At 71.6% G+C, this 22,194-nt stretch carries 23 protein-coding genes and 2 tRNA genes; 13 read left to right on the top strand and 12 right to left on the bottom strand.

From position 1 onward, the window contains the following. The first annotated feature begins 48 nt into the window (after nt 1-48). From Asi02nite_RS03640 to Asi02nite_RS03595, 10 genes are all read left to right on the top strand, one after another. Entirely contained in the window at nt 49-579 is a 531-nt protein-coding gene (locus Asi02nite_RS03640) for a hypothetical protein (protein ID WP_203710665.1), read from the top strand. After that, a complete protein-coding gene (locus Asi02nite_RS03635; RefSeq protein ID WP_239126438.1) occupies nt 576-1,604 on the top strand; it encodes a peptidoglycan-binding domain-containing protein in 1,029 nt (342 codons plus the stop codon). The genes Asi02nite_RS03640 and Asi02nite_RS03635 overlap by 4 nt, the downstream gene beginning before the upstream one ends. A 2-nt stretch (nt 1,605-1,606) precedes the next feature. After that, entirely contained in the window at nt 1,607-2,269 is a 663-nt protein-coding gene (locus Asi02nite_RS03630; RefSeq protein WP_203710698.1) for an ABC transporter ATP-binding protein, read from the top strand. After that, on the top strand, nt 2,266-3,465 hold the full coding sequence (locus tag Asi02nite_RS03625; protein ID WP_239126437.1) for an ABC transporter permease: 1,200 nt from the start codon (nt 2,266-2,268) through the stop codon (nt 3,463-3,465). The genes Asi02nite_RS03630 and Asi02nite_RS03625 overlap by 4 nt, the downstream gene beginning before the upstream one ends. Before the next feature lie 45 nt (nt 3,466-3,510). Beyond that, entirely contained in the window at nt 3,511-3,849 is a 339-nt protein-coding gene (locus Asi02nite_RS03620) for a PadR family transcriptional regulator (RefSeq protein WP_203710663.1), read from the top strand. Next, complete coding sequence (locus tag Asi02nite_RS03615) at nt 3,846-4,670, top strand: ATP-binding cassette domain-containing protein (protein ID WP_203710662.1); 825 nt, start codon at nt 3,846-3,848, stop codon at nt 4,668-4,670. Before Asi02nite_RS03620 ends, Asi02nite_RS03615 begins: the two co-directional genes overlap by 4 nt. Continuing rightward, nucleotides 4,667-5,362 (top strand): ABC transporter permease, encoded by a 696-nt coding sequence (locus Asi02nite_RS03610; protein ID WP_203710661.1) that lies wholly within the window; start codon nt 4,667-4,669, stop codon nt 5,360-5,362. The genes Asi02nite_RS03615 and Asi02nite_RS03610 overlap by 4 nt, the downstream gene beginning before the upstream one ends. An 11-nt stretch (nt 5,363-5,373) precedes the next feature. Continuing rightward, nucleotides 5,374-6,081, top strand: coding sequence for an alpha/beta fold hydrolase (locus Asi02nite_RS03605; RefSeq protein ID WP_203710660.1), 708 nt, complete (start codon nt 5,374-5,376; stop codon nt 6,079-6,081). 65 nt (nt 6,082-6,146) lie between these two features. Further along, nucleotides 6,147-7,016, top strand: coding sequence for a mechanosensitive ion channel family protein (locus Asi02nite_RS03600; protein WP_203710659.1), 870 nt, complete (start codon nt 6,147-6,149; stop codon nt 7,014-7,016). Beyond that, entirely contained in the window at nt 7,013-7,378 is a 366-nt protein-coding gene (locus Asi02nite_RS03595; protein WP_203710658.1) for an Rv3103c transmembrane domain-containing protein, read from the top strand. The genes Asi02nite_RS03600 and Asi02nite_RS03595 overlap by 4 nt, the downstream gene beginning before the upstream one ends. A gap of 455 nt (nt 7,379-7,833) precedes the next feature. Here the strand turns inward: Asi02nite_RS03595 and Asi02nite_RS03590 are convergent, their stop codons facing one another. Next, complete coding sequence (locus Asi02nite_RS03590) at nt 7,834-8,277, bottom strand: hypothetical protein (RefSeq protein WP_203710657.1); 444 nt, start codon at nt 8,275-8,277, stop codon at nt 7,834-7,836. Between the two features lie 64 nt (nt 8,278-8,341). Between Asi02nite_RS03590 and Asi02nite_RS03585 the strand changes: the two genes are divergently transcribed. Then, the gene (locus Asi02nite_RS03585; RefSeq protein ID WP_203710656.1) at nt 8,342-9,034 is read left to right on the top strand and encodes an ArsR/SmtB family transcription factor; all 693 of its coding nucleotides are present in this window, start codon (nt 8,342-8,344) and stop codon (nt 9,032-9,034) included. 6 nt (nt 9,035-9,040) lie between these two features. Here Asi02nite_RS03585 and Asi02nite_RS03580 read toward each other — a convergent pair whose 3' ends face one another. Next, nucleotides 9,041-9,481, bottom strand: coding sequence for a hypothetical protein (locus tag Asi02nite_RS03580; protein WP_203710655.1), 441 nt, complete (start codon nt 9,479-9,481; stop codon nt 9,041-9,043). Between the two features lie 34 nt (nt 9,482-9,515). Here Asi02nite_RS03580 and Asi02nite_RS03575 point away from each other — a divergent pair, with 34 nt between their 5' ends. Then, on the top strand, nt 9,516-10,013 hold the full coding sequence (locus tag Asi02nite_RS03575) for a hypothetical protein (protein WP_203710654.1): 498 nt from the start codon (nt 9,516-9,518) through the stop codon (nt 10,011-10,013). Here Asi02nite_RS03575 and Asi02nite_RS03570 read toward each other — a convergent pair. From Asi02nite_RS03570 to gyrB, 6 genes are all read right to left on the bottom strand, one after another. Continuing rightward, nucleotides 9,992-10,067 (bottom strand) — tRNA-Ala (locus tag Asi02nite_RS03570). The genes Asi02nite_RS03575 and Asi02nite_RS03570 overlap by 22 nt on opposite strands. A 33-nt stretch (nt 10,068-10,100) precedes the next feature. Continuing rightward, a complete protein-coding gene (locus Asi02nite_RS41395; protein WP_211333954.1) occupies nt 10,101-10,229 on the bottom strand; it encodes a DLW-39 family protein in 129 nt (42 codons plus the stop codon). A 46-nt stretch (nt 10,230-10,275) separates the two neighbouring features. Further along, nucleotides 10,276-10,349, bottom strand: a tRNA-Ile gene (locus Asi02nite_RS03565). A gap of 149 nt (nt 10,350-10,498) precedes the next feature. Next, nucleotides 10,499-11,434: a DUF3566 domain-containing protein gene (locus Asi02nite_RS03560; RefSeq protein WP_203710653.1), complete on the bottom strand. Its 936-nt coding sequence runs from the start codon at nt 11,432-11,434 to the stop codon at nt 10,499-10,501. 3 nt (nt 11,435-11,437) lie between these two features. Next, nucleotides 11,438-13,960: a DNA gyrase subunit A gene (gene gyrA, locus Asi02nite_RS03555; RefSeq protein WP_203710652.1), complete on the bottom strand. Its 2,523-nt coding sequence runs from the start codon at nt 13,958-13,960 to the stop codon at nt 11,438-11,440. A gap of 140 nt (nt 13,961-14,100) precedes the next feature. Then, complete coding sequence (gyrB, locus tag Asi02nite_RS03550) at nt 14,101-16,047, bottom strand: DNA topoisomerase (ATP-hydrolyzing) subunit B (RefSeq protein ID WP_203710651.1); 1,947 nt, start codon at nt 16,045-16,047, stop codon at nt 14,101-14,103. Between the two features lie 605 nt (nt 16,048-16,652). Between gyrB and Asi02nite_RS03545 the strand changes: the two genes are divergently transcribed. Next, nucleotides 16,653-17,207, top strand: coding sequence for a hypothetical protein (locus Asi02nite_RS03545; protein WP_203710650.1), 555 nt, complete (start codon nt 16,653-16,655; stop codon nt 17,205-17,207). 867 nt (nt 17,208-18,074) lie between these two features. On the opposite strand, the gene Asi02nite_RS03540 is transcribed toward Asi02nite_RS03545, so the two are convergent. The 4 genes from Asi02nite_RS03540 to dnaN all read right to left on the bottom strand — a co-directional run bounded on the left by Asi02nite_RS03540 (nt 18,075) and on the right by dnaN (nt 22,105). After that, on the bottom strand, nt 18,075-18,599 hold the full coding sequence (locus Asi02nite_RS03540; RefSeq protein ID WP_203710649.1) for a DciA family protein: 525 nt from the start codon (nt 18,597-18,599) through the stop codon (nt 18,075-18,077). A 313-nt stretch (nt 18,600-18,912) separates the two neighbouring features. Further along, the gene (gene recF, locus Asi02nite_RS03535) at nt 18,913-20,040 is read right to left on the bottom strand and encodes a DNA replication/repair protein RecF (RefSeq protein WP_203710648.1); all 1,128 of its coding nucleotides are present in this window, start codon (nt 20,038-20,040) and stop codon (nt 18,913-18,915) included. Nucleotides 20,041-20,043: 3 nt separating this feature from the next. After that, nucleotides 20,044-20,916: a phosphogluconate dehydrogenase (NAD(+)-dependent, decarboxylating) gene (gene gnd / locus Asi02nite_RS03530; RefSeq protein ID WP_203710647.1), complete on the bottom strand. Its 873-nt coding sequence runs from the start codon at nt 20,914-20,916 to the stop codon at nt 20,044-20,046. A 55-nt stretch (nt 20,917-20,971) separates the two neighbouring features. Next, entirely contained in the window at nt 20,972-22,105 is a 1,134-nt protein-coding gene (gene dnaN, locus Asi02nite_RS03525; protein WP_203710646.1) for a DNA polymerase III subunit beta, read from the bottom strand. Between the last annotated feature and the right edge of the window lie 89 nt (nt 22,106-22,194).

The raw sequence follows: 22,194 nt of genomic DNA, 5'->3' as shown, positions 1-22,194 counted from the left end.
ATGCGCCGGCCGGTGCACTGCAACAACGGTTTGGAAGGGAGACATTCGATGAGACGTTCGCTGGCCGTACCCCTGATCGCGTTGGCCCTTGGTCTGGCCGCCTGTGGCAGTGCCGGCCCGCCGCCCGGTGTGGCGACCGCGGGTGGTGGCACGCCGACCGCCGACGCCAGCGCGGCGGCCGCCGACGACGGTGAGCAGGGTCGGGCGTTCGCGGCCTGCATGCGGGAGAACGGCATCGACATGCCCGACCCGCAGCCCGGCGCCGAAGGTGGGCTCGGCGTCGCGCTGGACAAGCTCGACAAGACCAAGGTGCTCGACGCCGTCGACGCGTGCCGCGACCTGATGCCGGGCGGTGGCAAGGACGTCAAGCTCGGGCCGGAACAGATCGAGCGGCAGCGGGTGCTGGCGGAGTGCATGCGGGCCAACGGCGTGCCCGACTTCCCTGACCCGGATCCGGACGGTGGCGCCGCGGTGCGCGAGTACATCCTCGACAAGCACGACGACGACGTGCTCGCCGCGCTCGAGAAATGCCGCGACGTCCTGCCGACGCCGAGCGGCCGGCCGGGGGTCCGCAAGTGAGGCGAACGCTGATAGCGGCCGGCATCGCGGTGGTCGCGGCCGGTGCCGCGGTCACCGCGGCGGTCGGTTTCGGGAGCGACGGCGACGGGGCTACGGCGCACGCCGGCGACCGGCCGCCGAAGACGGCGACGGTGACCCGGCAGACGCTGGTCGACACCGACGAGGTCGACGGGCACCTCGGGTACGGGGATCCGGTGGCCCTGCGCGGCGCCGGCGGGATGGTCACCTGGCTGGCGGCCGAAGGAGCGGTGGTGAGCCGGGGCAAGCCGGTCTATCGCGTCGACGGTCACCCGGTGGTGCTGCTCTACGGACCGCTGCCGGTCTACCGCACGCTCGGCCCGGGTGTCTCCGGCGCCGACGTCAAGCAGTTCGAGCAGAACCTGGCCGCGCTCGGCTACGACGGTTTCACCGTGGACGCCGACTACACGGGCGCGACCGCGGATGCCGTGCGGGAGTGGCAGGAGGACCTCGGCGTCGACGAGACGGGCCGGGTCGGCTCGGGGCTCGTGGCCTACGCGCCCGGACCGGTCCGGATCACGGAGCACGCCGCCCAGGTCGGTGCTCCGGCCGCCGGCACCGTGCTCAGCTACACCGGCACCAGCCGGCTCGTCACGATCGACCTGCCCGTCGGCGACCGGGACCTGGCGGTGCCGGGAGCCGAGGCGACGATCTCACTGCCGGACGGGGGTACGGCGCGCGGCACGGTCGCCACGGTCGGTGCGGTGGCGACGGCCGCCCAGGGCGACGGCGAGCCGACCGTCGAGGTGACCGTCACGGTCGCCGACCAGAAGACGCTCGGCGACCTGCGGGAGGCGCCGGTCGACGTCGCGCTGACCGCCGGGAGCCGGGCGGAGGTGCTGACCGTGCCGGTGGCGGCGCTGGTCGCGCTGGCCGAGGGCGGCTACGGCGTGCAGGTGGCGGACGGCGGGTTCCTCGCGGTCGAGACCGGCCTGTTCGCCGGCGGGCGGGTCGAGGTCAGCGGCGCCGGCCTGGCCGAGGGCATGACCGTGGGGATGCCGTCATGACCCTGGTCGCGCTGCGCGACGTGCGCAACGTCTATCCCGGCGGGGTGGTCGCCGTCGACGGCGTCTCGCTGCGGGTCGAGGAGGGCGAGTTGGTCGCGGTCGTCGGGCCGTCCGGGTCCGGGAAGTCGACCGTGCTGCACCTGGTCGGCACGCTCGACCGGCCGACGTCGGGTGCCGTGGAGATCGCCGGCCACGACGTCGCGACGCTCTCGGACCGCCGGCTCTCGGCGCTGCGGGCCGGCCACATCGGCTTCGTCTTCCAGCAGTTCCACCTGGCACCGGGAGTGTCGGCGCTGGAAGCGGTGGCCGACGGGCTGCTCTACGCGGGCGTACGTCGGTCGGTCCGGTTGGATCGGGCCCGGGCCGCGCTGACCACGGTCGGGCTGGCGCACCGGATGGGGCACCGGCCGCACGAGCTGTCCGGTGGTGAGCGGCAGCGGGTCGCGATCGCCCGGGCGGTGGTCGGTAAGCCGGCGTTGCTGCTGGCCGACGAGCCGACCGGCAACCTCGACTCGGCGTCCGGAGCGGCGGTGCTGGACCTGCTGCGCGGGCTGCACGCGGCCGGGACCACGGTCATCGTGATCACGCACGACCGGGAGATCGCGGCCCGGTTGCCGCGGCGGGTGGAGATCCGCGACGGCCGCCTGACGGAGGTGCCGGCGTGACCTCGTCGACCGCGTTGACCAGCGCCCGGCTGCGCCTCGCCGACGTCGCCCGGCTCGGTGCCGCCGGCCTGCGGTCCCGGCCACTGCGGGCCGTGCTCGCCGCGCTCGGCATCGCCATCGGCATCGCGGCGATGACCGCGGTCGTCGGGGTGTCCGCGTCGAGCCGGGCGGAGTTGCAGCGCACGCTCGACCGGCTCGGCACCAACCTGCTCACCGTCGGCCCGGGCACCAAGCTGTTCGCCGACGAGCCGGCGACGCTGCCGCCCGAGGCGGTCTCGATGGTCGGCCGGATCGGCCCGGTGACCTCGGTCAGCGCGATCGGCCGCGTCGACGCGAAGGTCTACCGCACCGACCGGATCCCCGCCGCGGAGAGCGGCAGCATCGCGGTGGTCGCCAGCTATCTCGACCTGCCGGGGACGGTGGGCGCCACGGTCGCCCGCGGGGCCTGGCTCAACTCCGCGACCGCGGCGTATCCGGCGGTCGTGCTCGGTGGCGTGGCCGCCGAGCGGTTGGGCGCGTCGACCGGCCAGCCGGTGTGGCTGGGTGAGGAGTGGTTCACGGTGGTCGGCGTGCTGGCTCCGGTGCCGTTGGCGCCCGAGTTGGACACGGCGGCACTGGTCGGGTGGTCGGCGGCGGCGTCCTATCTGGGCTTCGACGGGCATCCGACGACCATCTACACGCGGGCCGACGAGGCCGCGGTCGAGGCGGTCGCGGCGGTTCTCGCCAACACCGCCAACCCGGAGGCGCCGGCGGAGGTCCAGGTGTCCCGGCCGTCGGACGCGCTGGAGGCCGGTCGGGCCGCCGACGACGCGTTCACCGGGCTGCTGCTCGGGCTCGGGGCGGTGGCGCTGCTGGTCGGCGGCGTCGGCGTGGCCAACACGATGGTCATCTCGGTGCTGGAACGCCGGGGCGAGATCGGGCTGCGGCGCTCGCTCGGCGCGACCCGCGGCCAGATCCGGACGCAGTTCCTCGCGGAGTCCCTGCTGCTGTGCGTGCTCGGCGGGTTCGGCGGTGTGCTGCTCGGCATCGGGGTGACCACGGCGTACGCGCTGACCCAGGGTTGGCCCGCCGTCGTGCCGGCCTGGGCGTCGCTGGGCGCGGTGGCGGCGACGCTGGTCATCGGCGCGATCGCGGGGCTCTATCCGGCCGTCCGGGCCGCCCGCCTCGCACCGACGGAGGCGTTGGCCGCGCCGTAACTAGATGGTTCCGCTATCTAGATAGCCGTGCTAGCGTGCTCGACCGTGGATGTGGATCGCCGGGCGCAGTGGCTGCGGGGTGTGCTCGACCTGTGCGTGCTCGGGCTGCTCGCGCGCGGCGATTCCTACGGTTACGAGTTGGCCCAGTCGCTGCAGGCCACCGGCCTCGGCGCGATCCAGGGCGGCACCCTCTATCCCGTGCTGCTGCGGTTGCAGCGCTCCGGTCTGGTGACCGTCTACTGGCGCGAGGGCGGTGGCGGCCCGGCCCGCAAGTACTACCGGATCAGCCCCGCGGGCGTCGGGGTGCTGCGCGAGGCATCGGGGCAGTGGGCGGCATTCGCCGGCGGGGTCGGCGCGATTCTCTCCGAAAGGACGGCGCGGTGAGACACGAGATCTGGCTGGCCGCACTCACCGACGAGCTCCGGCGGCACGGCGTCGGGCCGGACCTGGCCGGGCACGTCGTGGCCGAGGCCGCTGGGCACCTGCGGGACAGTGGGGAGGCGCCGCTGCGGGCGTTCGGACCACCCGACACGTACGCGGCCGCGGTCGCCGACAGCGTCGGCGGGCCTGCCCTCGCGCGTTCTGTGCCGGCGGGTCCCGTGCGGTTGCGGGCGGTCGACATCACCAAGCGGTACGGGCGGCGGACGGTGCTCTCCGGCGTCTCGCTGACGGTGCACGCGGGGCAGGTCGCGGCGGTGGTCGGTGCCAACGGCTCCGGCAAGTCCACGTTCTTGGGGATCTGCGCCGGGTTGGTGGGTGCCGATGCTGGTCGGGTCGAGCTGCACGGCACGGTGGGCTACTGCCCGCAGGCCGGCGGCACGGCCGACTTCCTGCAGGCAGGTGAGCACTTCGCGCTGATCGGCGCCGGCCGGGGTGTGCCGCGGGAGGCGGCGGTGCGCGACGGTGCCCGGCGCGCGGCGGCGCTCGATTGGGCGCCCGGCGACGCGCAGGCCCGGCACCTGTCGGGCGGCACGCGGCAGAAGCTCAACCTGGTGCTGGCCGGGCTCGGTGACCCCGACGTGTTGCTGCTCGACGAGCCGTACCAGGGCTTCGATCGCGGCACCTATCTGGACTTCTGGCACGAGGTGTGGCGCTGGCGCGACGCCGGACGGGCGGTCGTGGTGGTCACCCATCTGCTCAACCAACTCGACCGGGTCGACGTGGTCCTCGACCTGTCGGCCGGCTCGTCGGGGGTGGCGGCGTGAACCGCACCGCCATGGTCGCCGAGATGACGCTGCGGGAGACGGCGCGCCGGCGGGGCGTACTCGTGCTGCTCCTGGTGTTGCCTCTCGCGTTCTATCTGGCCCGGCGCGGCGACCACCTGGGGCAGTCGATCCGGTTCGTCTGCCTCGGGTTGAGCTGGGCGCTGGCGACGGCGGCGCTGTTCGTGGGCTCGGCGGCGCGGTCGCTGGAACCACGGTTGCGACTGTCGGGCTATCGGACGCACCAGCTCTTCCTCGGGCGGCTGCTGGCCCTGTGGGCGCTCGGCGTCGCGCTGTCGGCGCCTTATTTCGTGCTGATCCTGGTTGATCAACAGAATGTGCGGTACGCGGCGATCGCCGTGATCATGCTGCTCGGCGTGCTGGTGGCGCCGCTGTTCGGGCTCGCGGTCAGCGCGCTGCTGCCGCGCGACCTGGAGGGCATGCTCGTGCTGCTGATGGTGGTCGGGCTGCAGATGATCCTCGACCCGGCGGGCAGCGCGTCCCGGTTCCTGCCGTTCTGGTACAGCCGGGAGATCGGCACCTACGCGATCGACCACACGTCGGCCGACTACTTCGATCGTGGCCTGCTGCACGGGGCGGTGACGGCGGTGCTGCTGCTGGCGGTGGTCGCGGTGGCGTTCGGCATCCGGCTGCGGCGGCGGCCGCACGTCAGAATTGTCGGAGGCCTGTCCTAGCCTTCCCACTCATGGACATCGTTCTGATCCCGGGTCTGTGGCTCGACGGTTCGTCGTGGGACGCGGTCGTGCCGGTGCTCGAGGAGGCGGGGCATCGCGCGCACGCGTTGACGCTGCCCGGCATGGTCGCGGGCGCCGACCGGTCGTTCGTCACCATCGGTGACCACATCGGCGCCGTCGGTGCGGTGGTCGACTCCCTATCGCCGTCGTCCGACGGGATCGTGCTGGTGGGGCATTCGGGCGGCGGGGCGATCGCGCACGCGGTGGTCGACGCGCGGCCGACGCTGGTGTCCCACGTCGTCTACGTCGACGCGGTGCCGGCTCCGTCCGGGGCCTGCATCAACGACGGCCTGCCCGTCGTCGACGGCGAGGTGCCCCTGCCCGACTGGTCGGTGTTCGACGACGAGACCCTGGTCGACCTCGACGACGGGTTGCGGGAGTCGTTCCGGGCGCGGGCCATCCCGGCTCCCGTCGGCGTCTGCGCGGGGGCGATCCCGCTGTCCGACCCGCGGCGCTATGACGTGCCGGCGACCGTGATCGCGTGTGAGCTACCGAGCGCGACGCTGCGGTCGCTCATCGCCGACGGCTCGCCCTACACCGCGGAGCTCGCGCTGCTGCGTGACGTCTCTTACATCGACCTGCCGACAGGGCACTGGCCGCAGTTCACCCGCCCGACCGAGCTCGGGGAGGTGATTCTTACCGCTGTCCCACAGGGCTGAGAGGGCCGGTCGGCTGGTGCGGTCGCTTCGGGCCCGTGTCAGGATGGGTTGCCATGGTGGTGGCGATGGCACGTGTCGACGATCTGACCGACTGGCTGCGGGGCAGCGCTCTCGAGATCGTCCTCTTCGTCACCGGAGCGATCCTGCTGTCCCGGTTGGCCCGGTGGATCAGCGGCCGCATCTACCAACGCATCGACGCCCGCCCGGCGGGCACGGAGCAGATCGCCGACGAGGCGGCCAAGCACCGGCACGTCGTGACGCAGGGCCTGACCTGGGTCGTGATCGTCCTGATCTACTCGGTCGCGGCCGTGCTGGTGGTGTCGCGGCTGGGCATTCCGATCACGGGCCTGGTCGCGCCGGCGGCGGTGCTCGGTGTGGCGCTGGGCTTCGGCGCGCAGCGGATCGTGCAGGACATCCTGGCGGGCACGTTCATCATCTTCGAGCGGCAGTACGGCTTCGGTGACGTGATCCGGATCGGCACCCTGGGCTCGGAGGCGGGCGTCACGGGCACGGTCGAGGAGGTCACGCTGCGCATCACCCGGCTGCGGACACTGCAGGGCGAGGTCGTGATCGTGCCGAACGGCCAGATCGTCCAGGTCATCAACATGTCCCGCGACTGGGCCCGCGCGGTGGTCGACGTGCCGGTCCCGGCCACGGTCGACCTCACCCACGCCCGCGAGATCCTCACGGAGGTCACGGCGGCGGCGGTCGAGGACCCGGACCTGGGCCAGATGCTGCTGGACGCGCCGACGGTGCTCGGCGTGCAGAGCCTGGAGGTCGACTCGGTGCACCTACGCATCGTCGCCCGCACGCTGCCGGGCAAACAGTTCGACGTGGGCCGCGAACTCCGCTCCCGAGTAGCGATCGCCTTCCAACACGAGGGCATCCGCGTCCCGGCCACGGTCGACACGGCCGAACCGATGGCGGCCTCATGAGCCGCTTCCGGCTGGGCAAGGTCCGGCTGTCCACCGTCGTACTGGCCCTGGTCTTCGTCGTCGCCTTCGCCGCCTACCTCCTGGTCCGCCCGGGCCCGGCGGACTCGGCGGAGCGCCCGAAGCCAAACTCGCGGACAGAGCAGACGACGGACACACCGGAGCCGGGGCGCTCGCACTCGCCGTCGCCGACCCCGCACCGCACCTCGGAACGCCCAACCCCGACGCCGACGTCGTCTTCGCCGACGCCGCGCCCGACAACACCGACGCCACCACCGGAAGAAACCCCGGACCCACCGTCATCGACGCCACCGCCACCCCCGTCCCCGACGGCGGACGCCCCGTCGGACGCCCCGAGCGACTAGCCACACACCGACGACCTCACCGCGACGGCTGAGGCCTGGGCGGGGCGGCCGGTCACGACCAGGCCCACTCCCAGGGCGCTGCAGCACCTTGATGGCCCGGCGGCCCGCCTGCGTCGGGTGCTGCGGTCCGACGCACGCTCGGGTTGGCGGGCGTCGCGGCCCTTTGCGGTTGCTCAGGCTGGAGACGGCCGAGCTTGGGTCCGACCATTGCGGTTCGCTGGTCCGACTCGTTGCCAACGCGTCGGCGAGGCGAGCGCAGGCCAGGTCGGCAGCGTTGCCGTCTGGGTCGGGATCGGCCTGCTCTTTTCGGAGGCCATCGAGACGCCGCGGGCGCCTGCCGTCACACCTCCTGGAATTCTCGGCGCCGGGGGCCGGCTCGCGCCGCGGCCGCCGTCGGGGCGCTGTCGTAGACGGCGGCCAGAGGTCCGGGCGTCGCGGGCTGGTGGCGTCGAGGACTAGGCCGGTTCGGCCGGGTCGAGCATGCGGGCGTAATAGGTGATGTTCGCGACGTGTTCCACCACCTCCCGGATCGACCAGGCGTCCGCCGGCTTCTCGTCCAGCGTCGCCGCGTCGAGGGGCTGGAGTCGTGCCCGGTAGCAGCCCGCCAGGCGGGTCAGGCGGCTGCGTGCCTCGTCCAGGTCGACCTCCGTGAAGCGCGCGAAGTCCGCGTCGGTCGTGACCGCCCGGCCGTGCCACTCGTCGGGGATCGTCGGGAGGCCCGCGAGGCGGCAGTCGATCTCGGCCAGGTGGTCGATCAGGTGGTCCGTGACCCGGCGGATGGCCTTGTGCGGCGTCCAGGCGTTCCCGTCGCGGCAGACCGGGCGGCCGTCCCAACCCAGCCAACCGGCCGCCCGGCCCAGCACCTCGTCCACGCTCTGTTGAATCAGCTCAGTGATCATGAAGCGAACGTAGGTGTGGGAAAGTTCGGTCGGCACCGAAAGGTCGTGGGCCTACCGTGGGGCGATGACCACCGACGTCGACCTCGCAGCGGTTGCCCGGCTGATCGCTGAACCCGCCCGGGCGGCGATGCTCGACGCGCTGCTGTCCGGCGAGGCCCTGGCGGCCGGCGAACTCGCCCGCGCCGGGCAGGTCCGGCCCTCCACCGCCAGTGGCCACCTCGCCCAACTCGTCGCCGGTGGTCTGGTCGAGGTCGCGCACAGTGGGCGGCACCGCTACTTCCGGCTCGCCTCGCCCGACGTCGCCCACGCCCTGGAGGCGTTGGGGGCGATCAGCCCGCCGCGACCGGTCCGCTCGCTGCGGCAGTCCCGCACGGACGAGGCGATGACGCTGGCCCGCACCTGCTACGACCACCTGGCCGGGGTCGTCGCGGTCGCCCTGGTCGACGCGTTCGTGGCCCGGTCGCTGCTCACCGCCGGCGGCGACGGCTTCACCCTGACCCCTGCCGGCGCGGAAGCGCTCGCCGACGCCGGGATCGACATCGCCGACGCTCGCGCGAGCCGGCGGGCGTTCGCCCGCTCGTGCCTGGACTTCACCGAACGCCGCCCGCACCTGGCCGGTGCGTTGGGTGCGGCGGTCTGCGCGCACGTCCTGGCCGAGGGCTGGTTCGTCCGCCGGGCACCGGGGCACCGCGCCCTGCGCATCACCGACGAGGGCCGCCGCCAACTCGCCAAGCGCTGGGACATCACCACGCCGTAAACCGGGTCAGGTGCCCGGCAGGCGGATCACCATCTCGAGCGAGACGCCGCCCAGGTCGAGGTTGGCGGCCGCCTCGCGGATGGGCTGGCCGGCCTGAGTGTCGTAGCCCTCCAGGCCCGTCTCCTCCTCGACCACCTGGCCCAGCAGGAACATCGTCCGCAGGACCGCGGTCGCGCCGTGGCCGGCGACGCCGTCGGGGACCGTCATCTCCGCCGAGTCCGCGTAGAGCGCGAGCGCGATGCCCGTGCCCGCGTGGCTGATCTCGCCGCTCGCGTCGGTCAGGCTCGCCGTGACGTCGCCGAGCAGCAGCTTCGCGCGGCCCAGGACCCGCAGCCAGACCCGTTCGTCCGGGCCCGCGCCGAAGTCCCTGTAGTCCTCGGCCGCGTCCAGTGCCTCGTCCCAGGTCTGCCCGGGCTGCCGCCGCATGAACATGAGGTCGTAGCTCACGCGCGCAGCGTACCGGCGAAAGGTCGAGACATGGATGACCGTGAAGTCCGATCCGCACTCGGCTGTTCGCCGCCGCCCACCGGGCAACCGGGTTGTCGCGGCGCGGTCGATCGTCGCAACCGGGCGCCGCGTCGCGGTGCGAGGTGCCCTCGTCGGCCTACCGGTGTTCGGCGCGCTCCTGGTCGCACAGTGGCAGGCCGGGTCCGCGGTCGGAAGCGACTCACGGCTCGACAACGGTACGAACATCCTGGCGGCGACGGCGGTCGTCTTCCTGATCTACGCGGTGCCGGGCGCGCTCGTGCTCGGCTGGATCGGTGCCTGGGTCGCCCGCCTGCGCCACCCGTGGGCGGTCGCGCTGGTGGGCGCGCACATCGCCGGCGCGCTGCTGCTGTGTTACGGACCCGCACCGGTCATCCCCGCGTGGCCGAGCGCGGCCATCGAAGTGGTCGTGGCCTACGCGGTCGCGGCGCTGCTCGTGACCCGGTTCGCCTGGCCGGCACGCGAGATTGCTGGTGGAGCCGAGGGGACTTGAACCCCTAACCCCTGCCTTGCAAAGGCAGTGCTCTGCCAGTTGAGCTACGGCCCCGACGGCGGGTGGAACCGCCGGTGTCGGAAGGATTTATCGCAGGTCGGGCGCGGTGGTCGCCTCGTGCCAGAGAGCCCGCTCGTCGCTGGACTCCTTGACCTTCTTCACCACCAGGGCGGCGACACCCACGACTCCGACGATGATCAGGAGCTTCTTCAACATTTGGGGTCGACCCCTCACGCGTCGAGAAATGCCGGACCGTCTGAAGTGGGGCTAGCTGGAATCGAACCAGCGACCTCAGAGTTATCAGCTCTGCGCTCTAACCGACTGAGCTATAGCCCCGTGCGACCGGGCAAGGTTACCGTACCCGCTCCCCTTCCCCCAACTTGGATACCGGCATGCCGCACCGCGGCGTCATCCTCAGAGTCCTCAGGAGGCGTGACGCTCCGCGTCACGCCTCCTTCCGGTCACCCGGTATCACCACGAAGGGGTCAGTCGCGCTCGGCGAGGGTGAGCTCGACGCCGCCGACCAGGTCGGCGCAGACGTTGTAGATGAACGCGCCCAAGGTCGCGAGCGCGGTGAACAGGACCACGTTGACCACGCCGATCAGGGCCGACGTGCCGATCACGCCCTTGGCTGTGATCTTGAACGTGCTGCCCTCGCTGCCGCCGCTCGCGCTGATCAGGTCGCCCAGGCTCGTGTTGACCTTCTCGAACACGCCCATCGCGTCGAGCGCCAGGTAGAGCACCGACGTCGCGACGATGACCACGATGAAGAGCACCAGGGACACGGCGAACGCGAACTTGAACACCGACCACGGGTCGATCCGCTTGACGTTGAGCCGCGCCCGACGCGGGCCGCGCGCGGCACCGCCCGCGACCGTCGAACGCGCCGTGCGGACAGCCTCGGTCACCCGGGCCGCACCCACCGCCGAAGCGCCGCCGGCGCCCGCCGCGGCAGACTGACCAGCGGCCGGGCCGCCGGCACCGGGCCGGCCGGCACCCGCCGCGCCCGGACGCGTGATCGTCGGCGGCACGCCCGACCCGCCGGCGGGCGAGCCCGCAGCCTTGGTGCCGGACGACAGGCCGCCCAGCGTGGACGACACGGAGACCGGCGACTTGCCGCCGGAGCCGGAGCCGGAGCCCGAACCCGAGCCCCCCGCCGCGGCCGCGGCGGAGGAGGACGAGGAACCAGCAGCCGACTCGGAACCACCCTCATCGGACGAGTTGTCGTTCTCACCAGGCTTGTCCGGCGGCGGTGGCATGCCCGGAGCTCGGGTGAACTTGGGCGACGGTGCGTCTGCGGGGACTACCGCCCGGCCTACCGCCGCACGGCCGGTCGCGGACCCACCACCGGCGTCGGCGGCGTTCGCGTCCGGGGTGGTCGAGGCCCCCGCAGCCCCCGACTTCGCCTGTGTCTCCGTCATCAACTAGTCCTGTTCGTCGGGCTCGTCGGCATTGCGAGCGATGGCCACGATGGTTACGCCGTCCGGAAGGTCCATGAGCTTGACCCCCATTGTGTTCCGATCGCGCGTTCGGCGTACAGGCTTCACCGGAGTCCGGATAACACCACCATTGCTCGTTATAGCAAACAGCTCATCGTCGGGACTGATCACCACTGCCCCTACGAGCCCGCCCCGACGCTCGGTGAGCTTAGCGGTCAACACACCCTTCCCGCCGCGCCCCTGCACCGGGTATTCCGCGATGGGCGTGCGCTTCGCGTAGCCGCCGTTCGTGGCGACCAGCACGTCCAGCTCCTCCATGCCCTCCCGGACGACCTCCATCGAGAGCAGCTCGTCGGCGCCGGTGAAGCGCATGCCGATCACGCCCGACGTGGCCCGGCCCATCGGCCGCAGCGCCTCGTCGGTCGCGTTGAACCGGATCGCCTGCGCCATCTTGGACACCAGCAGCAGGTCGTCGTCAGGGCCGGCGAGCGCGGCGCCGACCAGCTCGTCCTCGTCGCGCAGGTTGACGGCGATGATGCCGCCCGAGCGGTTGGAGTCGAACTCCTCGAGCTTGGTCTTCTTGACCAGGCCGTTGCGGGTCGCCAGCACGAGGTAGGGAGCCACGCCGTAGTTGGCGATCTCGATCACCTGTGCGATGTGCTCGTCGGGCTGGAAGGCCAGCAGGTTCGCCACGTGCTGGCCACGGGCGGTGCGGCTCGCCTCCGGCAGCTCGTACGCCTTGGCCCGGTAGACCCGGCCCTTGTTCGTGAAGAACAGGATCCAGTCGTGGGTGGAGCACACGAAGAAGTGGCTGACGATGTCGTCCTGCCGCAGGCCCGCCCCGCTGACGCCCTTGCCGCCCCGGCGCTGCGAGCGGTAGAGGTCGACCTTCGTACGCTTCGCGTACCCGGTGCGGGTGATCGTCACGACGACGTCCTCGCGCGCGATGAGGTCCTCCATGGAGACCTCGCCGTCGAACGGGATGATCTTCGTGCGGCGCTCGTCGCCCCACTTGGCCACGATCTCGCTGAGCTCGTCGGCGACGATCTTCCGCTGCCGCTCCGGCTTGGCGAGGATGTCCTTGAGGTCGGCGATGTCGATCTCGATCTTCGCCAGCTCGTCGATGATCTTCTGCCGCTCCAGGGCCGCCAGCCGGCGGAGCTGCATGTCCAGGATCGCGGTCGCCTGGATCTCGTCGATGTCCAGCAGCCGGATCAGGCCACCGCGGGCGTCCTCGACGGTGGGCGAGCGCCGGATCAGGGCGATGACCTCGTCGAGCGCGTCCAGCGCCTTGGCCAGACCGCGCAGGATGTGCGCGCGCTCCTCGGCCTTGCGCAGCCGGTACGCGGTGCGCCGCTGGATGACGTCGATCTGGTGCTCGACGTAGTAGCGGATGAACTGCGCCAGGTTGAGCGTGCGCGGCACGCCGTCGACCAGCGCCAGCATGTTGGCGCCGAACGTCTCCTGGAGCTGGGTGTGCTTGTAGAGGTTGTTCAGCACGACCTTGGCGACCGCGTCGCGACGGAGCACGATCACGATCCGCATACCCGTACGCCCGGACGACTCGTCCCGGATGTCGGCGATCCCGCCGATCTTGCCCTCGCGGATCAGCTCGGCGATCCGCTCGGCCAGGTTGTCGGGGTTGACCTGGTACGGAAGCTCGCTGACGACCAGGCAGGCCCGGCCCTTCTTGTCCTCCTCGACCTCGACCACCGCGCGCATCCGGATGGAGCCACGACCGGTGCGGTAGGCGTCCTGGATGGCCTGGGTGCCGACGATCAGGCCGTAGGTCGGGAAGTCAGGACCCTTGACGATGCCCAGCAGCGCCTCGAGCGTGCTCTCCTCGTCGGCGTCCGGGTGCTCCAGGCACCACCTGACCGCCTCGGCGACCTCGCGCAGGTTGTGCGGCGGGATCTTGGTGGCCATGCCGACCGCGATGCCCTCAGCGCCGTTGACCAGCAGGTTGGGGATCCGCGACGGCAGGATCACCGGCTCCTTGGCCCGGCCGTCGTAGTTGTCCTGGAAGTCGACGGTGTCCTCGTCGATGTCCCGGAGCATCTCCATGGCCAGCGGGTCGAGCTTGCACTCGGTGTAGCGCATGGCGGCGGCCGGGTCGTTGCCCGGCGAGCCGAAGTTGCCGTTGCCGTCGACCAGCGGGTAGCGCAGCGACCAGGTCTGCGCCATCCGGACCAGCGCGTCGTAGATCGCGGAGTCGCCGTGCGGGTGGAACTGACCCATCACGTCGCCGACGACACGGGAACACTTCACGTAGCCGCGGTCGGGCCGGTAGCCCGAGTCGTACATCGCGTAAAGGATCTTGCGGTGAACCGGCTTGAGACCGTCGCGGACGTCCGGCAGGGCGCGCCCGACGATCACGCTCATCGCGTAGTCGAGGTAGGAGCGCTGCATCTCGACCTCGAGCCCGACCGGCTCGATGCGGTCGCGACTGCCAACCGCGGCCGCCGCCGCCTCGAGATCCGGCTCGTTGGCCTCGGGGTTATCCGTCACAATTAATCCTTTTTCGCCCTAAATGCCGTTTTTGTCCTGTGGATAACGGCTGTGGAAACCGACCAGTCTGTGGATAACTTCTGCGCTCGCCTCCATCCGGGGCCGACTCCTAGACGCGAGCCGACCCCCGGATGGTTGCGTCAGATGTCCAGGAAGCGCACGTCTTTCGCGTTGCGCTGGATGAACGAGCGCCGGGCCTCGACATCTTCGCCCATGAGCACGCTGAACAACTCGTCGGCAGTGGCGGCGTCGTCGAGCGTCACCTGGCGCAGGGTGCGGGTCGCCGGGTTCATCGTGGTCTCCCACAGCTCCGGGTAGTTCATCTCGCCCAGACCCTTGAACCGCTGGATGTCGTCGGGCTTGGCGTTGGGCTTCTTCTCCTGGCGGAGGCGGATCAGCCCGTCACGCTCCCGGTCCGAGTACGCGTACTGCGCGTCGTCGCCCTTCTTGTTCCACTTGATCTTGTAGAGCGGTGGCGACGCCAGGTAGACGTGGCCGAGCTCGACCAGCGGCCGCATGAAGCGGAACAGGAGGGTGAGCAGCAGCGTCTGGATGTGCTGGCCGTCGACGTCGGCGTCGGCCATCAGCACGACCTTGTGGTAGCGCAGCTTCTCCATGTCGAAGTCGTCGTGGATGCCGGTGCCCAGCGCCGTGATCAGCGCCTGGACCTCGTTGTTCTTCAGCACCCGGTCGATCCGGGCCTTCTCCACGTTGAGGATCTTGCCGCGGATCGGCAGGATCGCCTGGACCCGCGGGTCGCGGCCCTGCTTGGCCGAGCCACCCGCCGAGTCGCCCTCGACGATGAACACCTCGGACTCGCGCGGGTCAGTCGACTGGCAGTCGGCCAGCTTGCCCGGCATCGAGCCCGACTCGAGCAGCGACTTGCGGCGGGCCAGCTTGCGGGCCTGCTGCGCGGCGATCCGGGCCCGGGAGGCCTGGGTCGCCTTGGTGATGATCGTCTTGGCCTCGCTGGGGTTGCGCTCCAGCCAGTCGTTGAGCCACTCGTTGCAGACGCGCTGCACGAAGCTCTTGACCGGGGTGTTGCCCAGCTTGGTCTTCGTCTGGCCCTCGAACTGCGGGTTGGCCAGCTTGACCGAGATGATCGCCGCGAGGCCTTCGCGGATGTCCTCACCGGTCAGCTTCTCGTCGCCCTTGAGGATCTTCTTCTCGGCGCCGTACTTGTTGATCACGCCGGTCAGCGCCGCGCGGAAGCCCTCCTCGTGGGTGCCGCCCTCGTGGGTGTTGATCGTGTTGGCGAACGTGTAGACCGACTCGCCGTACGACTCGTTCCACTGCATGGCGATCTCGACCGCCATGCCCTCCTCTTCGCCACCGAACTCGACCACCGACTTGTGGATCGGCGACTTGCTGTTGTTGAGGTGTCGCACGAAGTCGGCGATGCCGCCCTTGTAGAGGAAGGTGACCTCGCGGGCCTTGCCGTCCTCTTCGCTGTTCGGGCGCTCGTCGCGGAAGTGGATGGTCAGGCCGCGGTTGAGGAACGCGTACTCCTGGAGGCGCCGGTAGATCGTCTCGAAGGCGAACTCGGTCGTCTCGAAGATCTTCGCGTCGGGCCAGAAGGAGACCGAGGAGCCGGTCGTGTTGGTGGTCTCGCCCTTCTCCAGCGGCCCGGGCTTGGAGTTGACGTAGCTCTGCCGGTAGACGTTCCCGGACTTGTGGATCACGACCTCCATCCGGGTGGACAGGGCGTTGACCACGGAGACGCCGACGCCGTGCAGACCACCCGACACTGCGTAGGCTTTGCCGTCGAACTTGCCGCCGGCGTGCAGCACGGTCAGCGCGACCTCGACACCCGGCTTCTTCAGCTTCGGGTGGAGGTCGACGGGGAACCCACGGCCGTTGTCGACGACGCGCACGCCGCCGTCGGCGAGCAGCACGACGTCGATCGTGTCGCAGTAGCCCGCCAGTGCCTCGTCGACCGCGTTGTCGACGACCTCCCAGACCAGGTGATGCAGACCACGTTCACCGGTCGACCCGATGTACATGCCGGGGCGCTTGCGGACCGCCTCGAGGCCCTCGAGCACCTGGATCGACTCGGCGCCGTACTCCTGCTTTTTCTGCGTTGCCACCTTGGCCACTTTCTCGCGCCGGCCCGGCGTCCAGGTGGACGCTCGGGGCGCGGGTATGGCGGGACGGCCCTGTGCGGGCAGCGCGACCGGGGTGTGGGCGCGCCGCTCGCCGCGCCCTCCCGCGGTCACGATCGGCTGGACATGACACGCGGGCGGCCCCGGGCCGGGGAGGACCCGATGCGGTCGTCCGCGCGTCGTCCTTCGTCTGCTACCAATCTTACCGGGCCGGAGGCCCGAACACCCATCCGGCGCACCCCTAAAACCGCGCTAGAAGCTTCCTGGCGGCCCGAACGTCGGTATCCGCGACTCCCCCCACACGAATGGGCCTTCCACGCGAGCCAGCCCCCCGTCGGCGCCTTTTGCCCGCAGATCGTGAACCGCGTTCGGTGGCCGGTGGGGCCGGCGGGAGCGATGGTCCCGGCAAATCGGATATCGGGGCCATGATCGCCACCGCAATGGTGACCGTCCGGGGGTCGCGCGAACCCGCTAGTCTGCCGTAGTTTCTGCCCCGCGGTCCGATCGGTGCAAGCACCCGGCCGTGGGATACGCTCCGCGCACCTACCCACCGGTGTCGGGAAGCTGCTCAGCGGAGAAAGGGTGGCCCGATGGGGCTGGACAACGTCGCCGTCCAGTGGCCGCGCGCCGGTCGTTTCTACGACCCCGTGGCCCCGGCCGAGTTCGTCGACTTCGCCGACCTCGCGGACGCCCCCGATGTCGCCGCGCCGACCGCCGCGCTGGCGGGCCACATCGCCAAGACGGGCACGGTCCGCGCGACCGCGTACACCGAACTCGTCGATCTGCTGCTCGGCCTGCAGGGTGTGCTCTATGCCACAGAGGCCGCCGCGGAGGACGAGGACCCCGTGATCGACCCCGACGGCTGCGCGTGGATCGCGGGGGGCCTGGAGCGGTTCGTCGAGGGCCATCGGCCGCACGGCGAGTCGGTGACCTTCGAGTCGGTGGGCGCGGTGCTGCGGACCGCTCTGGCCGGGGGCCGCCTGGCCGACCAGCAGTTGCGCTGGCTCGACGGGCGCCTCGACTCGCTGCGCGACGAGTCGGGCGACGCGCCACAGTGGAGCTTCGCGCGCAGCGAGCTCCTGGTGTTGTCGCGCTTCTACCGCCGGTGCGCGGACCGCGGCTTCGCCGTATACGCGGACTACTGAGAGCGACCTGGCGATCGACGACCACTCGACGACCAAGAGCTGATCAACGGTCAATGGCGGTTTGCGCACGTCCATGATGGTGCGCACCGCGCGCTTCCGCACGCACCGGGCAGAAGCACGCGAAGCGGCCTCTGCCCTGTCGGGTCCGCGGCACACACCCACACCAAAACCCGACGCGGACGGCAACCGGATGACGGGGCCCCGGCCCTGTCTCGACGTGGCTGACCGGGCTGCGCCGGACTCGGGCGTCGCCTCGCTCCGGCCCCCTACTTCGAGAAGGCCCCCAAACCAGTGAGTCTGAATCTGAGTTCGTGATCGCAGCCGATCAGGGGGTTCGACCGCGGGGCGCGGCCGCGTCACGCACCGGTCCGCCGGGTCATCGAACAGCCGCCGCGACGGATCTTGGTAAACGGTTGCTGGCAGGGCAGCAACGGTTTGCCAAGATCCGTGCTGGGAATTACTCGTCCCGCCTGGGTCGGGTGGGCACCGGGCCGGAACCACGGCCATGGACGCGGATCAGCTACGAACACCCGTCGTGACCATCGCCCTCGGGCTAGTCGCCGCTGCTCTGTCGGTCGGTCCTGGTTCGCCGCGGTCGGCTTCGGCCGCCCTGGCTTGGTGCGGGGTCGTGCCGCTCGATAGCCGCGAACATCGTCGCGACCGCAGGCGTCCGGGCGGGTGGGCGCACGCAGCGCGGGGCGTGAACCTTGGCGCGGGTGGGTGAAACAGCGCGGCAGCCCCAGCCGTGACAGGGATCGGCCACAGACAATTCCGCGGACGCAAGCCAGAGGGGGCGGGCGGCCGGGAACGCGGCGTGGCCGCAGCTCTGGGTCGACAACGGCGCGGCGACCGTTGGGCTCGGGTGGATCAGCCGTAGGTGTCGCGCGGGCCGCGGCCCTGGACGCGGCGGGGACCGCGGGACCAGGACGGCGCGGCCGGGCCGTGGATGTGCAGCTTCTTGACCACGTTGTGGCCGACCTCGCCGGCGATCCGCTTGAGCAGGTTCGCGGCCAGCAGCCGGAGTTGGGTGGCCCAGGCCGTCGACTCGGCCTCGACGGTCAGCTCGCCGTCGGCCAGCTTGATCGGACGACAGTGCGCCGCGATGTCCGGGCCGACGACCTTCTCCCACGCGCCGAAGACCGTCGCCTCGGCGGCCGGCTTCTGCCAGCCGCGGGCCTTGACCAGCCGCTCCATGACGGCACCCAACAGTTGGGGGTCGCGCGGGTCCGGGCCGGGGCCCGAGTAGCCCCGCAACCGCCGCTGGCCGCCGCCACCACCGACCGCCGGCCGGCGCCGGGGTGCGGCCGTGTTCCGCTTGGCCAGCGCGGCGTCCAGGGCGGCCCGCGCCAGTTCCGGCCCAGCCAGCCCCGCATTGGCCGCGCCATCGGTCACGGCCGGCGACCCGTCCGGCTGGTTCGACGGGCCGGAAGCCGGCGGCCCACCGCCGGACTCGGACGCGCCGGACCCACGCGACCCCGAACCACGGCTTCCGCCGGCGGTGCGTCCGCCCCGACCGGTCCCGGCGTTGCCGGACCGCTCGGGTCCCGGATCCGCCGCCCCTTGCGGGGCGCGGCCGGGCCGGCTGGTCCCGGCACTGCCGGATCGCATAGGCCCGGGGCCGGGCGCCCCACTCTCGGCGGCCCGGTCGGTCCCGGCGTTGCCGGGCCGTTCGGGCCGGGAGTCGGGCGCCCCGCTGGTGGGTTTCTCAGTCGGCACGGCGGACCGTCCCTTCGGCGACGTCGAAGCGGGCCCCGCCCAGGGCCGCCGGCACGTCCTCGGCGACCGCGCAGGTCACCAGCAGCTGGCTCGCGCCGCCGACCAGCTCGGCCAGCCGTTCCCGGCGGCCCGCGTCCAGCTCGGCGAAGACGTCGTCCAGGGCCAGCACCGGCTCGATGCCGTCGGCGCGTAGCAAATCGTAGGAGGCCAGGCGCAGGGCCAGAGCGTACGACCAGGACTCGCCGTGGCTCGCGTAGCCCTTCGCCGGCAGCTCGCCGAGCGTCAGCACGAGGTCGTCGCGGTGCGGGCCCGTCAGGGTCACCCCGCGTTCCACTTCGGACGAACGGCTGGCCGCCAGGGCCTCCAACAGCGCCGACTCCAGGTGTGCGCGGTCCGGTGTCGAGACGTCGACCCCCGCGCGGTAGGCGATGCCCGCCGCGCCGCGGCCGGCCGCGACCGCGTCGTAGGCCTTGGCCACGAACGGGCCCAGCGCCGTCGTCAGCTCCAGCCGCCCCGCCAGCAGCTCGGCGCCGTGCCGGGCGAGGTGCGCGTCCCACACATCCAGTGTGGACAGATCGCCGCCGCGGGTGCCGCCGGTCTTGCGGGCCAGGTAGGACGTGCGGAGCAGCGCGTTGCGTTGCTTGACGACCCGGTCGTAGTCGGCGCGCACGCCCGCGTACCGCGGTTGCCGGGCCACCAGCAGGTCGTCGAGATAGCGCCGGCGTTCGGCCGGATCGCCGCGGACGAGTTCCAGGTCCTCCGGTGCGAACAGCACCATCCGCAGCGCGCCCAGCACGTCGCGGGCGCGCCGGACCGGGGACCGGCCCAGCCGCGCCCGGTTGGCCTTGCCCGGCACGATCTCGAGCTCGACCTGCAGCTCGCGTCCATCGTGGACGACCAGGCAGCGGACCACCGCCGCCGCGGCGCCGGCGCGGACGAGTGGGGCGTCCGTGGCGACCCGGTGACTGTCCAGGGTCGCCACGTAACCCAGCGCCTCGAGCAGGTTGGTCTTACCGACCCCGTTGGGGCCGACCAGCACGCTCGTCCCAGCGGAGAGGTCGATCGCCACCCGCTCGTAGGAGCGGAAGTCGACCAGCTCGAGCCGCTGGACGTACACGGATCAGCTCTTTTTGACGGGGTGCCCACCGAACTGGTTGCGCAGGGCGGCCACCGCCTTCATCGCCGGGGAGTCGTCCTCGCGGGACTCGAAGCGGGCGAACAGCGACGCGGCGATGACGTGCATCGGCACGGCGAGCCGGATCGCCTCCTCGACCGTCCAGCGGCCCTCGCCGGTGTCGTCGGCGTACCCCTTGATCGCGTCGAGGCCCGGGTCCTCCTCGAGCGCGCGGTCGAGCAGGTCGAGCAGCCACGACTTGATCACGGTGCCCTCGCGCCACGACTTGATCACGCCGGGCACGTTGGTCACCATCTCGGAGGCGCCCAACAGCTCGTAGCCCTCGGCGTACGCGTGCATCAGACCGTATTCGATGCCGTTGTGGACCATCTTGGCGTAGTGACCGGCACCGACCGGGCCGGCGTGCACGAAGCCGAACTCGCCGGCGGGCTTGAGCGCCTCGAAGATCGGCATGAGCCGGCCGATGTGCTCCTCCGAGCCGCCGGCCATCAGCGCGTAGCCGTACTCCCGGCCCCAGACACCGCCCGAGACACCGACGTCGACGTAGCCGAGGCCCTTCGCGTGCAGCCGCTCCGCGCGCGGGGCGTCAGAGCTGAACCGCGAGTTGCCGCCGTCGATGATGATGTCACCGTCGCCCAGGACCTCGGCCAGCTCGTCGATCGTGCTGTCGGTGACTCCGGCCGGGACCATCACCCAGACCGCACGGGGAGCGGTCAGCTTGGCGGCCAGCTCCGACAAACTCTTGGCGTCGGAGATCTCTAGGTTGTGGTCGAATCCGACGACCTCGTGACCGGCGGCGCGCAGACGTTCGCGCATGTTGCCGCCCATCCGGCCCAGGCCGATGAGCCCCAGCTGCATAGCGGGTTCCCCTCCCGTGGTGACGTGCCTTTGTGCTCCCTGCGTTACCCGCGGGTCAGCGGGTAACCCGGATCGGCATGATCAGGTAGCGGTATCCGGAGACGATCTCGCCGTCGTCAGCGGCGGGCGAGATCACTGCGGGCTTGAAGGCGTCGACGAAGGAGAGGACGGCCGTCGGCGCGAGAAGGTTCTGCAGCCCGTCGATCAGGTACTGCGGGTTGAAGCCGATGGTCAGCGGCTCGCCGCTGAACGTGGCCTCCATCGCCTCGCTGGCCCGGGCCTCCTCGCTGCCGCCCGCCTCGACGACCAGGCCGTCGGGGCCGAAGCTGAGCAGCACCGGGGTGGTCCGCTCGGCGACGAGGGCGACGCGGCGGACGACCTCGACCAGCGCGGGCACCGAGACGCGGGCCTCGGCGTTGTGGCTGGCGGGGAAGAGCGAGCGCACCGGGGGGTAGTTGGCGCCGTCGAGCAGGCGGCTGGTGGTGCGGCGGGTGCCGGCGGAGAAGCCGATCATGCCCTCGCCGGCGCCGCCGTGCGCCAGGGCCATCGTGACGTCGCCACCGAGCGGGCCGAGGGTCTTGGCCGTGTCGTTGAGCGTGCGGGCCGGCACCAGCGCGTTGAGGCTGATCTCCGGGTCCTCGGGGCGCCACTCCAGCTCGCGCATGGCCAGCCGGTAGCGGTCGGTGGCGAGCAGGGCGATGTTGCTGCCGGACAGCTCGACGCGGACACCGGTCATCATCGGCAGCGTCTCGTCGCGGCCCGCGGCGATGGCGACCTGGGCGACCGCCGTCGCGAAGGCGGCGGCGTCGATCGTGCCGGCGCTGGCGGGCATCGCCGGCAGGCTCGGGTAGTCCTCGACGGGCATGGTCGGCAGGGTGAACCGGGCGCTGCCGCAGACGAGCTCGAGGTGGGCGCCGACGGCCGCGATGTCGACCGGCTTGCCGGGCAGGGCCTTGGTGATCTCGGCGAGCAGCCGGCCGGAGACCAGTGCGGCGCCGTCGGCGTCACCCTGGATCTCGACGGTCACCTGGCTGGAGACCTCGTAGTCGAAACCGGAGACCTCGAGGCTGCCGTCGGACACGCGCAGCATGACGCCCGCGAGGACCGGCACCGACGGCCGGCTGGGCAGGCTCTTCGCCGTCCACGCCACGGCGTCGGCGAGCGCGTCGCGCTCCACGCGGAACTTCATGCGATGCCTCCGGGTCGGGTCCGATACGTAGTGCCCCACCGAACCTTAAGACGCGCCCTGCCTCGACGTGCGCCCGACCCCGGTGTTTT

The organism is Asanoa siamensis (genome assembly GCF_016862555.1).
In the GTDB taxonomy this organism is placed as follows: domain Bacteria; phylum Actinomycetota; class Actinomycetes; order Mycobacteriales; family Micromonosporaceae; genus Asanoa; species Asanoa siamensis.
The sequence above is the reverse complement of the archived record's forward strand: the minus strand, read 5'-3'. Positions and strand labels throughout refer to the sequence as shown.

Coding starts and splice junctions, on each gene's coding strand:
- Asi02nite_RS03640 (WP_203710665.1), top strand. CDS start 49: ATGAGACGTTCGCTGGCCGTACCCCTGATCGCGTTGGCCCTTGGTCTG.
- Asi02nite_RS03605 (WP_203710660.1), top strand. CDS start 5,374: ATGGACATCGTTCTGATCCCGGGTCTGTGGCTCGACGGTTCGTCGTGG.
- Asi02nite_RS03600 (WP_203710659.1), top strand. CDS start 6,147: ATGGCACGTGTCGACGATCTGACCGACTGGCTGCGGGGCAGCGCTCTC.
- Asi02nite_RS03595 (WP_203710658.1), top strand. CDS start 7,013: ATGAGCCGCTTCCGGCTGGGCAAGGTCCGGCTGTCCACCGTCGTACTG.
- Asi02nite_RS03590 (WP_203710657.1), bottom strand. CDS start 8,277: ATGATCACTGAGCTGATTCAACAGAGCGTGGACGAGGTGCTGGGCCGG.
- Asi02nite_RS03585 (WP_203710656.1), top strand. CDS start 8,342: ATGACCACCGACGTCGACCTCGCAGCGGTTGCCCGGCTGATCGCTGAA.
- Asi02nite_RS03575 (WP_203710654.1), top strand. CDS start 9,516: ATGACCGTGAAGTCCGATCCGCACTCGGCTGTTCGCCGCCGCCCACCG.
- Asi02nite_RS41395 (WP_211333954.1), bottom strand. CDS start 10,229: ATGTTGAAGAAGCTCCTGATCATCGTCGGAGTCGTGGGTGTCGCCGCC.
- Asi02nite_RS03560 (WP_203710653.1), bottom strand. CDS start 11,434: ATGACGGAGACACAGGCGAAGTCGGGGGCTGCGGGGGCCTCGACCACC.
- Asi02nite_RS03545 (WP_203710650.1), top strand. CDS start 16,653: ATGGGGCTGGACAACGTCGCCGTCCAGTGGCCGCGCGCCGGTCGTTTC.
- gnd (WP_203710647.1), bottom strand. CDS start 20,916: ATGCAGCTGGGGCTCATCGGCCTGGGCCGGATGGGCGGCAACATGCGC.
- dnaN (WP_203710646.1), bottom strand. CDS start 22,105: ATGAAGTTCCGCGTGGAGCGCGACGCGCTCGCCGACGCCGTGGCGTGG.